Source organism: Pseudonocardia parietis (genome assembly GCF_017876315.1).
GTDB lineage: Bacteria > Actinomycetota > Actinomycetes > Mycobacteriales > Pseudonocardiaceae > Pseudonocardia > Pseudonocardia parietis.
The window spans coordinates 643,036-656,034 of record NZ_JAGINU010000001.1 but is presented as its reverse complement, the minus strand read 5'-3'; the positions used below and the strand labels follow the sequence as shown (position 1 = coordinate 656,034).

Below are 12,999 nucleotides of genomic sequence, written 5' to 3'. Positions count from 1 at the left end.
GGACGCACCCGTCGCCGCGGCCGCGTGGTCAGCGGTCGCGGTGGTCCGGACCGTCGACGATCTCGCCCTCGATCACCGGACCGGAGCCACCGTTCCCGCCCGGTCCCGCCGGTCCGCGGGAGCCATCCGGCCCGGTGACCAGCGGAGGCCGGCCGGACGGTCCGGCACCGCTGCCCGGCTCGGGGACCGTCTCCCCGTCCACCACGGTCGCGCCGTACCGGATCCGCGCGGTCCGCAGCCCCGGCGCGGCCCGCTCGGCCGCCCGCACCATCCGGCGCCGCGCCAGCGCCCGGGTCGGCGGGAACACCAGGGCCAGGCCGAGCACGTCGGTGATCAACCCGGGGATGAACAGCAGGACACCGCCGATCGCGATCAGCAGGCCGTCGGTGGCCTCCTCGTGCGCGAGCTTGCCGCGCTGCACCGCGGTGGCCAGCGCGCGGGCGGCGCGCGCACCCTCGCTGCGGGCGAGCAGCAGGCCGAGCACCGACCCGGCGAGCAGGACCAGCAACGTCCAGCCCAGCCCGATCCAGGCGATCAGCCCGGCGATCGCCACCACCTCGAGCACGACGTAGAGCAGCACGAACGGCATGCCCGTAGAACGCACGAGCACGCCGTTCTGCTCCCGGATCGCCCGAATCGGCCGGATCCGACCCGCCGGAGCTCGGCGTCGACACGCCTCACCAGGTGAGGGCGACCCCCGGATCCTCCAGCAGCGCACCGATGTCGGCGAGGAACTGCGAGCCCTCGGCCCCGTCGACCAGCCGGTGGTCGAACGACAGCGCGAGCCGGCAGACGGTGCGGACGGCCAGCTCGCCGTCCACCACCCACGGTGCCTGCTTGATCGAACCGAGGGCGAGGATCGCGGCCTCGCCCGGATTCAGGATCGGCGTGCCGGTGTCGACGCCGAAGACACCGACGTTGGTGATGGTGAACGTCCCGCCCACGAGGTCCGCCGGCGCCGTCCGGCCGGCCCGCGCGGTCTCGGCGAGGTCGTTCAGCGCGACGGCCAGCTGCTTCAGGCCGAGCAGGTCGGCATCGCGGATCTTCGGCACGACCAGGCCCCGCGGGGTCGCCGCGGCGATCCCGAGCTGGACCCGCTCGTAGTAGACGATCTCGCCGGCCCGCTCGTCCCAGCTCGCGTTCACCGCCGGGGTGCGGGACGCGGCCAGGCACGCGGCCTTCGCTGCGAACGCGAGCGGGCTCAGCTTGATCCCCGCGAACTCCTTCGACGCCCTCAGCCGCTCCCGCAGCGCCATCGTCTCGGTGACGTCGACGGTGAGGAACTCGGTCACGTGCGGTGCGGTGAAGGCACTGGACACCATCGCCGCCGCGGTCGCCTTCCGGACACCCCGGATCGGCTCGCGCCGGTCCCCGGTACCGGCAGGCCGCCGACCGGCGGGGGCCGCTGTGCCCCGCGCAGCATCGGCGGCGGTAACCGCGGTGGCCGGGTGTGCCCCGGCGGCAGCGGCGGCCCCCGCAGCTCCGGTCGCGGCCGTCGCCTCGGTGGTGGCCGGGCCGGCCGAAGGATCGGCGGACGTGGGCGCGCCACCGGCCGCCGCGGCACGCACGTCGTCCCGGGTGATCCGGCCGTGCGCACCGGTACCGGGGACCGTCCGCAGGTCGACACCGAGCTCCCGGGCCAGCAGTCGGACCGGCGGTGGGGCGAGGGGCACCGACGCCGCGGTCGGACCGGTCTCGCCGCCGGCGGTCTCGGCGGACGTGCTCCGAGGGCCGGCCGGAGCGGTGCCGGAGTTACCTGGTCCTGTCCGATCCGAGCCTGCCGCCGAGCCAGCCGTATCCGGGAGCGCCGTATCCACGCCGGTGTCCGGTCCTGCCGTATCCGAGCCTGCAGCATCTGCGGCAGCCGGGTCCGGGCCCGCCGCCGTATCCGTGGCTGCCGTACTCGGGACCGGCGTGTCCGGGCCCACCGGATCGGCGTCACCGTCCGCGGCCGCCGGTGCCTCGGTGCCGGGCCGCCGGCGGGGCCGCCGCTTCGCCGTACCCTGCCGCGGCCCGTACCCGACGAGCGTCGCGATGCGCCCGTCCTTGCCCGCCTCCCCGATCTTCGCGCCGCCCTCACCGGGCTCGGCGGTGCCGGAACCAGCCGTGTCCGGAGCAGCCGTATCGGGAGCAGCGGTCTCGATGGCGATGATCGGCACCCCGACCTCGACCGTCGCGCCCGGTTCGGCCAACAGCTCACCGACCGTCCCGGCCCACGGTGCAGGCAGCTCCACCGCCGCCTTCGCCGTCTCGATCTCGACAATCACGTCGTTGACCGCGACCGTGTCGCCCGGCGCGACCCGCCACGCGATGATCTCGGCCTCGGTCAGTCCCTCGCCCACGTCGGGCAGGTTGAACAGTTCACGCATGTCGGATGGTCCTCACCAGGCCAGCGAACGGTCGACGGCGTCGAGCACCCGGTCCAGGTCGGGCAGGAAGTCGTCCTCCAGCCGCGACGGCGGGTACGGGGTGTCGAACCCGGTCACCCGCAGTACCGGCGCCTCCAGCGAGAAGAAGCACTCCTGCTGGATCCGCGCGGCGACCTCGGAGGTGACCGACGACTCGGACGGGGCCTCGGACACCACGACCAGCCGTCCGGTCCGGCGCACGGACTCCCCGACCGGCCCGAGATCGAGCGGGGACAGGGACCGCAGGTCGATCACCTCGAGGTCGTGGCCGTCCTCGGCGGCGGCGGTGGCGGCGTCCAGGCAGGTCTTCACCATCGGGCCGTAGGTCGCGACGGTCAGTGTCGACCCCGGCCGCACCACCCGGGACGTGTGCAGCGGCGGCGCCGCGGCGAGATCGGGATCGACCTCGCCCTTCTCCCAGTACCGCCGCTTCGGCTCGAAGAAGATCACCGGGTCGTCGGAGAGGATCGCCTGCTGGATCATCCGGTGGGCGTCGGCCGGGTTCGAGCACGCGACCACCTTCAGGCCCGCGACGTGGGCGAACAGCGACTCCGGTGACTCCGAGTGGTGCTCGACAGCACCGATCCCACCGCCGAACGGAATCCGGACGACGACCGGGACCGGCACCTGCCCCTGCGTCCGGTACCGCAGCTTCGCCAGCTGGGACACGATCTGGTCGTAGCCGGGGAAGACGAAGCCGTCGAACTGGATCTCGCAGACCGGCCGGAAACCCCGCACCGCGAGCCCGACGGCCGCACCGATGATCCCGGACTCGGACAGCGGCGTGTCCAGCACGCGCTGCTCGCCGAAGTCCTTCTGCAGCCCGTCGGTGATCCGGAAGACGCCGCCGAGCCTGCCGACGTCCTCACCCATGATCAGGACCTTGGGGTCCCGTTCCATCGCGGCGCGCAGGCCGTCGGTCAGTGCCCTGGCCAGCGTCGAGGTCGCCACCGCTCAGCCCTCCTCGTCCACGAACGACGCCTGGTAGGCGAGGAACTCCTCGCGCTGTGCGTCGACCAGCGGTGACGCATGCGCGTACACCTCGGAGAAGATCCGCTCCGGGCCGGGCTGCGGCATCGACCGGCAGAACGCCCGGAGCCGCTCGCCGAGCTCGTTCGCCTCGGCGTCCACGGCATCGACGAACTCCTGGTCGACGCCGAGCCGGCGGGTCAGGTGCACCCGGACCCGCTCGACTGGGTCCTTCAGCTTCCACAGCTCCACCTCGTCGGCCAGCCGGTAGCGGGTGGCGTCGTCGGAAGTGGTGTGCGAGTCCATCCGGTAGGTGAACGCCTCGACGAGGACGGGGCCGTTCCCGGTGCGGCACTCGTCCAGTGCCCACCGGGAGACGGCGAGGCAGGCCAGCACGTCGTTGCCGTCCACCCGGACACCGGGGAACCCGTAGCCGCGGGCGCGCTGATAGAGCGGGACCCGGGTCTGCCGCTCCAGCGGCACCGAGATCGCCCACTGGTTGTTCTGGCAGAAGAAGACCAGCGGTGCGTCGTAGGCCGCGGCCCACACGAAACCCTCGTGGACGTCGCCCTGACTGGTCGCGCCGTCACCGAAGTAGCAGATGGTGGCCTCGCCGGTCTCCCGGTCGCCCACCTTCGACTCGAACCGCTGGCCCATCGCGTAACCGGTCGCGTTCAGGCACTGGTTGCCGATGACGATCGTGTACGGGTGGAACCTGCGGCCGACGAAGTCCCAGCCGCCCTGGTCGGTGCCGCGGAAGATGCCGAGCAGCTCGGTCGGGTCGATCCCGCGGCACCAGGCGACCCCGTGCTCGCGGTAGCTGGGGAAGCACATGTCGGTCGGGCGCAGCGCCCGGCCCGAGCCGACCTGCGCGGCCTCCTGCCCGAGCAGCGGCACCCAGATGCCCAGCTCACCCTGCCGCTGCAGCGAGTTGCCCTCGCGGTCGGCCCGGCGGACCAGGACGAGGTCGCGGTACAGCGACTTCAGGTCCTCGACGGACACGTCGTCGACATAGCGGTCGAACCGCTCGTCCGGCACGCGCTCGCCCTCCGGGGTGAGCAGCTGGACGAGCTCGGCGCCGCCCTCGTCGACGCCCTTGAGCCCCTTGACGACCTGGTCACGGCTGGGGCGCGACCGTGGATCGATCGGTACCCACGCCTGTGGTTCCTCCACGGCGCACCTCCTCGGTGTCGCCCGGGCCGGGTGTCGGCCGGACGCTCTCCCACCGTGGCCCGCACGGGTGGGCGGGCCCGGGACGCATCGCTGCATCACCACCGATCCTGGCACGGGACAAGGCGAGCAGGACAGGACGCGACGCCCGTGGTGTCCACAGACGACGGTCCCGGCACCGTCGGGCGGTACCGGGACCGGGGCTCAGGAACCCTGCTGGGAACCCGGGTTGGGCGGCGGGAACGCCGGCGGCTGCTGGTTCTGCACGGTCGGCTGCCCGTTGGCCCCGTACGGCGGGTTGCCGGCCGCGGGCCTCCCGGGGGCGGGCGGGGTGGTGCCGGGAGCGCCGTAACCGAAGCCCGGCTGCGGGATCCCGGCCGCGTCCTTCGCCTTGCGCGCGACACCGGCGATCTGGTTCGTGTACTTGCCCTTGGTCTGCTTGTCCACGAACTGGACGGCCGAGTCCAGGGCCTTGCCTGCCTTGTCCGGGTTGGACCTGGCGTAGCGACGGGCCGCCTCGACCGCCCCGGCGAGGACGGTGAGTCGGCGGAACAGGGATGCCATCGGTCTGGACCTCCATGACGGGTGCGGCTCATCGACGGGCCGCGGGATCGCGAGTCTCTCGGACCCACGGTAGGGGAAACGCGCAGGACGCGCGCTCAGCGCGGCCCGCGGCCCAACAGGAAGAACTCCGGGTTGGGGCGCAACGCCGTCAGATGGGCGAGCCGGTTCGACATCGCGAACAACGCGGTGATCGCGCCGACGTCCCAGATCTCCTCGTCGGTCAGGCCCGCGGTGCGGGCGTCGTCGAGGTCGGCCTCGGTGAGCGACTCGGACTGCCGGGCGACCAGCAGCGCGAGGTCGACGATCGCGCGCTCGCGCTCGGACAGCTCGACCGCGTACGGGTTCGTGGCCACCCGGTCGGCGATCTCGACGTCCTTGGTGCGGATCCGCAGGATCGCCCCGTGCGCGACGACGCAGTACGTGCAGTTGTTCGCCCCCGAGGTGGCGACCACGACCAGCTCCCGCTCGGCCCGGGACAGTCCGTCGTCGGAGTCCATCAGCGCGTCGTGGTAGTCGAGGAACGCCCGCAGCTCGCGGGGCCGCCTGCCCAGCGCCCGGAAGACGTTCGGGACGAACCCCGACTTCTCCGCGATCGCGCCGATCCGTTCGGCCAGATCGTCCGGGAGGTCCTCGACCTCGACGTGCCCGAACCGGCTCACCTCGTGCTCTGCCATACCGCGGACGTTAGCCCCACCCGCCTCTTCCCGGACACCTGCCGATCCGGGAGCATGTCGCGCCATGGGAGTCCCGGAGCAGGTACGCCGGCAGCTCGCGGCGTGGTGCGCGGAGCTGGTACCCGAGGCCGAGCGCGAGCGGCGCCGGATCGGCTACACGACGGCGGGCAACACCGTCACCGTCCTCGACCGGAGGCCACCGGCCTTCCCCGAGCTGGGCGCGGCGTGGTCCTCGACGTCGCTGGCGCAGCTGCGTGCCGACGACCCGGAGCCGGGCAGCTGGACGCTCTACATCGCCGCCGCGCGCGAGTCGGGCCGGCGCTGGGAACGCATCCCGCCGCCTGCCCAGGACCCCTTCGTGCTGCTGGAACGGATCGCCGGCAGCATCCGCGCGGTCGGCTCGGGCTGAGCCCGCGTCGAGTCCGCGCTACGCGTCCCGGCGGGTGACCGGCGCGGCCTGCCGGGCCGCGGGAGCCATCGCGGACAGCGTCGACGGGCGCCGGTCCGCGTCCGCGTCGGCGGGCGGTGACGACGTCCGCGGCGCCGGGACCGCCGGCGACGAGGACTCCTCCACCGGGCCGGCCTGGACCGGGACCGAGGACGCCGGCGGGACCGCCGGGACGACGACCTCGCCCGGCGTGCCGGGCTTCTCGTCCGGCTGCACACCGGTGCTGCGCAGGAACCGGGCCGACGCCTGGTTCAGCACCTCGAGCAGGGTCGTCCCGGACGACTCGGCCCGCGGCTCGTCCCCGACGACCGCCAGCATCCGCGGAGCGGCCGCGGTCAGCAGCAGCCCGTCGGCCTGCAGTGCCCCGGATCCCAGCACGACGACGAGATCCGCCGAGTCGGCCGGCGGCAGCGCGCCCAGCAGGTCGTCGCTGCGGGCCACCCGCAGCAGCCCGAAACCGGGGACGCCGTGTGCGGCGTCGGTGGCCCAGGCCCGCGCCAGGCCCCGGTGGGTACCGGCCAGCTCGCCCAGCAGCCGGTCCAGCTCGTGGCGGTCGCTCACCTCGCGGCGGGCGCGGCCGAGCTCACCGATGGCGGTGTCGTAGGCCTGCGGGTCGTGCTGTCGCAGGGCCTCGACCGCGGCCGTGTGCTCCGGCGCCATCGCGCCGAGCGGGACCGCCGACTCGCATCCCTCGGCCAGCCGCTCGAGCTCGGCGGTGGCCTCGGCCGGGTCGCCGTGGTCGTCGTAGTCGACGATCGCCCGGGCGACCCGCTCGGCCGCCGCCAGATCGGGCACCGACACCGGCGAGTCCTGCTGCAGGAACAGCACGTCGTGCCGGATCGCCCCGACCGACCGCGCGGCCGCGGCCACCGTGTCCAGGGCGTCGGTCAGCGCGGGCAGCTCGTCCGCCGACCGTGGGATCGGGAGACCGAGCACCGAGCACAGCCGGGCGATCTCGTCGTCACGCTGGGCCAGGTGCAGATGGTGCGCGATCGTGAGGACCTCGTCGTAGTGCTGCGGGACCTCGCCGTCGACCCGGAACGAGCGCAGCAGCGGCTCGGCGTCCTTCTGTTCCTGGGGCCGGAAGTAGGAGCGGCTACGGCCTCCGTTGTCCAGGAAGTCCAGGTAGCGGCGGATCGTGTCGCCGCCGCCCTCGGGCAGTGCCTCCACCACCTCGACCCGCGGGCCGGACGCGGCCAGCCCCGCCCGGTCGTCGCGCTGCCGGGCGGCGAGCCCCTGCAACGACTCGAACTCGGCGCGCAGCCCACCGTGCACGAGCCGGCCGACGACGTCGCGCAGCCGGTCGGCATCCGGTGACCGGCCGAGGGCGTCGAGCTTGTCCAGCACGCACCGGGCGACCTGGGTGACCGCGGCCCGGCGATCGGCGTCGAGGTCGCGCAGCAGGCCGGGGACGATCCGGGCCTCGCCGGCCTCGGCACCGTCTACCGTGCGGGCGGCCCGCATGCAGCAGGCCGCGACGTCCGCCGGGGCGGGCAGCGCCGACTCCGGGGGCAGTTGCTGGTCGGCGCGCGCGGACCGGTCGGCCCCGACCGTCGCGAGCAGCCTGCGGAGCCGGCGCAGCTCGCTGGCCTGCAGTGCGGGCAACCGGTCGACGACCCGCCCGGCCACGGCTTCCGGCAGCGCGCCGCGCACGGCGGCCAGCCGCTCGGCCTGGGCTCCGGTCAGCAGGATCCGCATGCCGTAGCCGGTGAGGTCGGCGAGCGCACGGGCCAGCTCCGCAGGCTCGGTGTCGGACAGGACGATCAGTGGCTCCGCGGCCACGACGTCCGTCAGCGTCCCCGGCTCGTCGCCGTCCTCCGGCGACCGGGCCGGAACGGGGGAGTCCAGCGCCCGGGTCAGCGTCCGCAGACCCGCCGGGGCCCGGCCCTCGCGGACGTCGGCGACGATCCGCGCCGTCGCCGCCCGTACCGCCGGTCCACCTCGGCCGCTGCCCGCCAGCCGCTCGACGAACCCGACGAGCGCCTCCGGGTCCACACCCTCGGCCACCCGGACATCGAGCATCTCGCCTCACACCTCCGCCGTGCCAGCAACGCCGTACCGCAACGGCGCCCACGGTGTGTATCGCCGTGGCGCGCCCGCCGTTCCACCTCTCCGCACGCTCCCATCGGGCCGACGGCGCGGTCCATCACGTTCCGCGAGGACATCGGACCCGAACGGGCACGCGGGGAGGCGGTCCGGACTCCTCCCGGAGGCTACCTGTCACACCCCTACGCTGGCCCGACCTTGTGACATCGCGGAACGACGCCACTCGCGCAACCTCCGGCGCCCACCCTGAGTCACGACGTCCCGCGCAGTACTGGGCCATCCGGGTGAAGTGCGGGTCTCAGCGGCCGGCGGGACGTTGTGGAGTCTCGACACACGAACGAGCCCCCGCCCGCCGGGTGCGGCGGACGGGGGCTCGGGTCGTGGGTCGCTCAGGCTCCGAGGCGCTGCTTCAGTGCCTCGAACTCGTCGCGGATCGAGCTCGGCAGGTTGTCGCCGACCTTCTCGAACCACTCCTCGATCAGCGGGAGCTCGGCCTTCCACTCCTCGACGTCGACGGCCAGCGAGGCCGCGATGTCCGCGGGGTCGTCGTCGAGGCCCTCGAGGTCGATCTGGTCGACGGTGGGCACGTAGCCGATCGGGGTCTCGACGGCGGCGGCCTTGCCCTCCATCCGCTCGACGCACCACTTGAGGACGCGGCTGTTCTCGCCGAAGCCCGGCCACAGGAACCGGCCGTCCGCGCCGCGCCGGAACCAGTTGACGTAGAAGATCTTCGGGAGCTTGTCGGAGTCCGCGCCCTTGCCGACGTTCACCCAGTGCGCGAAGTAGTCGCCCACGTTGTAGCCGAGGAAGGGCAGCATGGCCATCGGGTCGCGGCGGACCTCACCGACCTTGCCGGCCGCGGCCGCGGTCTTCTCCGACGACATGGTGGCGCCCATGAAGGTGCCGTGCTGCCAGTCGCGGGCCTCGGTGACCAGCGGGATCGTCGTCTTGCGGCGACCGCCGAACAGGATCGCCGAGATCGGCACGCCGTTCGGGTCGTTCCACTCCGGCGCGACGACCGGGCACTGCTCGATCGGCGTGGTGTAGCGGGAGTTGGGGTGCGCGGCGTTGGTGCCCGACCCGGGCGTCCAGTCGTTGCCCTTCCAGTCGGTCAGGTGGGCCGGCTCGCCCTCCAGACCCTCCCACCAGACGTCGCCGTCGTCGGTCAGCGCGACGTTGGTGAACAGCGAGTTGCCCTGCTCGATGGTGCGCATCGCGTTCGGGTTGGTCTTCCAGTTGGTTCCCGGCGCGACGCCGAAGAAGCCGAACTCCGGGTTGATCGCGTACAGCCGTCCGTCGGCACCGAACCGCATCCAGGCGATGTCGTCGCCGACGGTCTCGGCGCGCCAGCCCGGGATGGTCGGCTGCAGCATCGCGAGGTTGGTCTTGCCGCACGCCGACGGGAACGCGGCGGCGACGTAGTAGGCCTTCTCCTCCGGGCTGATCAGCTTGAGGATCAGCATGTGCTCGGCGAGCCAGCCCTCGTCGTGCGCGATCGCCGAGGCGATGCGCAACGCGTAGCACTTCTTGCCCAACAGCGCGTTGCCGCCGTAGCCGGAGCCGAAGCTCCAGATCTCCCGGGTCTCCGGGAAGTGGCTGATGTACTTGGTCTCGTTGCACGGCCAGGGGACGTCGGCCTGGCCGTCGGCGAGCGGGGCGCCGATCGAGTGCAGCGCCTTCACCCAGCGGTCACCGGCGGCGTCGAGCAGCGGGACGACGTGCGCACCCATCCGCGTCATGATCTTCATGGAGATCACGACGTATTCGGAGTCGGTGATCTCGACGCCGAGCATCGGGTCGTCCGAGTCGGTCGGCCCCATGCAGAACGGGACCACGTACATGGTCCGGCCCTTCATGCAGCCCCGGTACAGCTCGGTCATCGTCTGCTTCATCTCGGCCGGGGCCATCCAGTTGTTGGTGGGCCCGGCGCCCCGCTCGGTCTCGGTGCAGATGTAGGTGCGTTCCTCGACCCGGGCGACGTCCTCGGGGTCGGAGGCCGCGTAGAACGAGTTCGGCTTCTTCTCGGCGTTCAGTCGCGTGAGGGTGCCCGCATCGACCAGCTGGTCGGTCAGCCGGGTCCACTCCTCCTCGGACCCGTCACACCACACGACACGGTCCGGGGTGGCCAGCTCGGCGATCTCCTGAACCCAGGCCACGATGCCCTGGTTGGTGGTCGGTGCGCGGTCGGTGCCCGGAACGGTCGCTGCAGTCATGTCGTCCTGTTCTCCTCGCCGGCCCCGGCCCGCCGCCCGGGGGAACTACTACGAGCCCGTGACCGCAGTCGGTACGGGCCCAGACGGAAAGATGTACGGAGAAGGCTACCCGCGGAATGACGCCTCACCCATGGCGCCCATTGAGAGGTCAGGCACAGCACCGATCATGTAGATCGATCCAGCTCCCATTCGGTCCCACGCGTGTCGTCGCTGCTGACGGGCTTGTCACAAGAACGCAACCCGCCGGCGATGACGCATTTGCCGAGGGTCGGTTACCGGAGTACGGAAAAGCGGAGTGCACCGCCGGAGAAATACTCTCGCAGATCAGAAAAGTCCGGTTCAACGCACAACTGACCACTCTCTTCGGTACTTTTCGTGCCGAAGGGTCAGCGCGCCGCCTCGGCCGGGACCGCACCGCGGGCGAGCTCCGGAACCATGACCGGCAGCCGGTGCGCGGTGACCTGCCAGTAGCGCGCCGTCGGATCCGCGGCCCGCCAGGCGTCCGCGAGCCGGACCACGACGTCCGGGTCGATCTGACGCCGGGGCCGCGGACGCATCCCGCAGCGCGCGCGGACGCCTGCGTCGAGCGTCCGCCAGGCGTCCTCGGCGGTGGAGTGGACGGACACCTCGGGGCGGGCTCCGGTCACGTCGTCCGCGGACGCCTCGCCGAGGATCAAGGTGTAGGCGCTGACCACCTCGTAGGGCACGGCTGGCTCCCGTGTGTCGTCGAACCGGCGGCCTGCAGGGCCACCGCGGTCGGCCGTAGTGAACCAGCCGGGGGACGCGGTTCCGGCCGATCGGGGAGTCCCGGGGCGCGGCGCGTCGCCGGAACCACCCGGCCGGGCCGCCGGACGGTCACCCGCCACCGTCCCGGGTGACCGGCGCGGGCACAGCGCGTGCGCTCAGCGGCCGGGAGCCGGCGCCGTGGGGTGATCGCGAACGACCGCGGCGGCGCCGGCGGCCAGCACCTCCCGGTGGGCGCGCCGCAGGCCGAGGCCCGCCGCCACCAGTACCGCCGCGACGACGGCGGCGGCCGCCCCCGCAGCGACGTCCATCCCCGCCACGAAGGACTCGCGGGCCGACGCGAGCAACGCCTCCGCCGGGCCGGGCGCCAGCGTGCCCGACGCGGCGACGGCACCGCCCAGCGTCTCCCCGGCCGAGGCCGGTGCGCCCCCGGGCAGCTCGACCCCGGCCCGGTAGACCGCGGACAGGACCCCGCCGACCAGCGCCGTACCGAGCACCGCGCCGGTCTCGTAGGCGGTCTCGGAGACCGCCGAGGCAGCACCGGCCTTCTGCGGCGGGGCCGCGGCGAGGATCGCGTCGTTCGTGATCGTCTCGGAGAGACCGATACCGGCCCCGATGAGTACCGCGGCGGTCACCAGGAGCACCACCGCCGAGTCGGCCCGCAGGAACAGGCTGGTCACGAAGCCCGCCAGCACCAGCGCCAGGCCGGTCGCGACGAGCTGATGGAGCGGGAACCGGCGGGCGAGCCGGGCCGCGGCCAGGCCGGCCACGATCGTCACCAGGAAGCTCGGCAGCAGGAGCAGGCCGACCTGCAGCGGGGGATACCCGAGCACGAGCTGCAGGTACTGCGCGGAGAAGAACAGCAGGCCGGTCAGGCCGAACATCGTCGTGGCGTTCGCCAGCGCGCTGTAGCGCAGCACGGGACGGGCGAACAGCTCCAGATCGATCAGCGGGTCCAGTCCGCTGCGCACGCGGCGCCGGTAGTGCGCCACGAACGCGACCGCCGATCCCGTGCCCACCAGCACGGCGAGCCCGGCGGCCGGGGTCGGGCCGTCCGAGCCGAGCAGCTTGACCCCCAGCACCAGCGGTCCCATCGCCAGCAGCGACAGGACGGCGCCGGCCAGGTCCGGCCGGCCCGGCCGCTCCGCCCGCGACTCGGGCAGCAGGACCGGCGCGACGACCAGGAGCACCGCCATCACCGGCACGCTCATGACGAAGATCGAACCCCACCAGAAGTGCTCGAGCAGCAGGCCGCCGACGATCGGGCCGAGCGCGGCGCCTGCCGCGAACCCGGTCGCCCAGATCGCCAGCGCGAGCCTGCGGTGCACCCGGTCGACGAAGACGGTCCGCAGCAACGCGAGTGTCGAGGGCATCAGCATCGCGCCGAACACCCCGAGCAGGGCGCGGGCGGCGACCAGCTGCCCGGCGGACGTGGCGAACCCCGCGGCCAGCGAGACCGCGCCGAAGCCGGCGACACCGATCATCAGCAGCTTCCGGCGCCCGATGCGGTCGCCGAGGGTGCCCATGGTGACCAGCAGGCCGGCCAGCACCAGCGGATAGACGTCCACGACCCACAGCAGCGTCGACGCGTCCGGCTGCAGCGCCGCGCTCAGCTCGGGAAGCGCCACACCGAGCACCGTGTTGTCGATCGAGACCAGCAGGGTCGGGATCACCAGTACGGCCAGGGCGAGCCAGGCACGCGGGCCGGGACGGGCCGGCGCCGCGTCCCTGTGCGTGTCCTCGGGCCGGGACATCTCTCGTCT

General features: G+C 73.2%; 11 protein-coding genes. 1 reads left to right on the top strand and 10 read right to left on the bottom strand.

Annotation, left to right across the window (positions count from 1 at the left end):
* Positions 1-28 precede the first annotated feature (28 nt).
* The 6 genes from JOF36_RS03160 to JOF36_RS03135 form a co-directional block, all read right to left on the bottom strand.
* Complete coding sequence (locus JOF36_RS03160; protein ID WP_210024927.1) at positions 29-610, bottom strand: FxsA family protein; 582 nt, start codon at positions 608-610, stop codon at positions 29-31.
* Positions 611-677: 67 nt separating this feature from the next.
* Complete coding sequence (locus JOF36_RS03155; RefSeq protein WP_210024926.1) at positions 678-2,369, bottom strand: dihydrolipoamide acetyltransferase family protein; 1,692 nt, start codon at positions 2,367-2,369, stop codon at positions 678-680.
* A 12-nt stretch (positions 2,370-2,381) separates the two neighbouring features.
* Positions 2,382-3,359, bottom strand: coding sequence for an alpha-ketoacid dehydrogenase subunit beta (locus tag JOF36_RS03150; RefSeq protein WP_210024925.1), 978 nt, complete (start codon positions 3,357-3,359; stop codon positions 2,382-2,384).
* 3 nt (positions 3,360-3,362) lie between these two features.
* Positions 3,363-4,550, bottom strand: coding sequence for a thiamine pyrophosphate-dependent dehydrogenase E1 component subunit alpha (locus JOF36_RS03145; RefSeq protein ID WP_210024924.1), 1,188 nt, complete (start codon positions 4,548-4,550; stop codon positions 3,363-3,365).
* Between the two features lie 201 nt (positions 4,551-4,751).
* The gene (locus tag JOF36_RS40680) at positions 4,752-5,111 is read right to left on the bottom strand and encodes an antitoxin (RefSeq protein ID WP_210024923.1); all 360 of its coding nucleotides are present in this window, start codon (positions 5,109-5,111) and stop codon (positions 4,752-4,754) included.
* 95 nt (positions 5,112-5,206) lie between these two features.
* On the bottom strand, positions 5,207-5,785 hold the full coding sequence (locus JOF36_RS03135) for a peroxidase-related enzyme (protein ID WP_210024922.1): 579 nt from the start codon (positions 5,783-5,785) through the stop codon (positions 5,207-5,209).
* 64 nt (positions 5,786-5,849) lie between these two features.
* On the opposite strand from JOF36_RS03135, the gene JOF36_RS03130 reads away from it, so the two are divergent.
* Positions 5,850-6,194, top strand: a complete 345-nt coding sequence (locus JOF36_RS03130; RefSeq protein WP_210024921.1) for a DUF3024 domain-containing protein — start codon at positions 5,850-5,852, stop codon at positions 6,192-6,194.
* A gap of 18 nt (positions 6,195-6,212) precedes the next feature.
* On the opposite strand, the gene JOF36_RS03125 is transcribed toward JOF36_RS03130, so the two are convergent.
* From JOF36_RS03125 to JOF36_RS03110, 4 genes are all read right to left on the bottom strand, one after another.
* The gene (locus JOF36_RS03125; RefSeq protein WP_210024920.1) at positions 6,213-8,255 is read right to left on the bottom strand and encodes a hypothetical protein; all 2,043 of its coding nucleotides are present in this window, start codon (positions 8,253-8,255) and stop codon (positions 6,213-6,215) included.
* Positions 8,256-8,668: 413 nt separating this feature from the next.
* On the bottom strand, positions 8,669-10,492 hold the full coding sequence (locus JOF36_RS03120; RefSeq protein WP_210024919.1) for a phosphoenolpyruvate carboxykinase (GTP): 1,824 nt from the start codon (positions 10,490-10,492) through the stop codon (positions 8,669-8,671).
* 386 nt (positions 10,493-10,878) lie between these two features.
* Positions 10,879-11,199, bottom strand: a complete 321-nt coding sequence (locus JOF36_RS03115; protein ID WP_210024918.1) for a hypothetical protein — start codon at positions 11,197-11,199, stop codon at positions 10,879-10,881.
* Positions 11,200-11,394: 195 nt separating this feature from the next.
* Positions 11,395-12,990, bottom strand: a complete 1,596-nt coding sequence (locus JOF36_RS03110; RefSeq protein WP_210024917.1) for an MFS transporter — start codon at positions 12,988-12,990, stop codon at positions 11,395-11,397.
* Positions 12,991-12,999 lie beyond the last annotated feature (9 nt).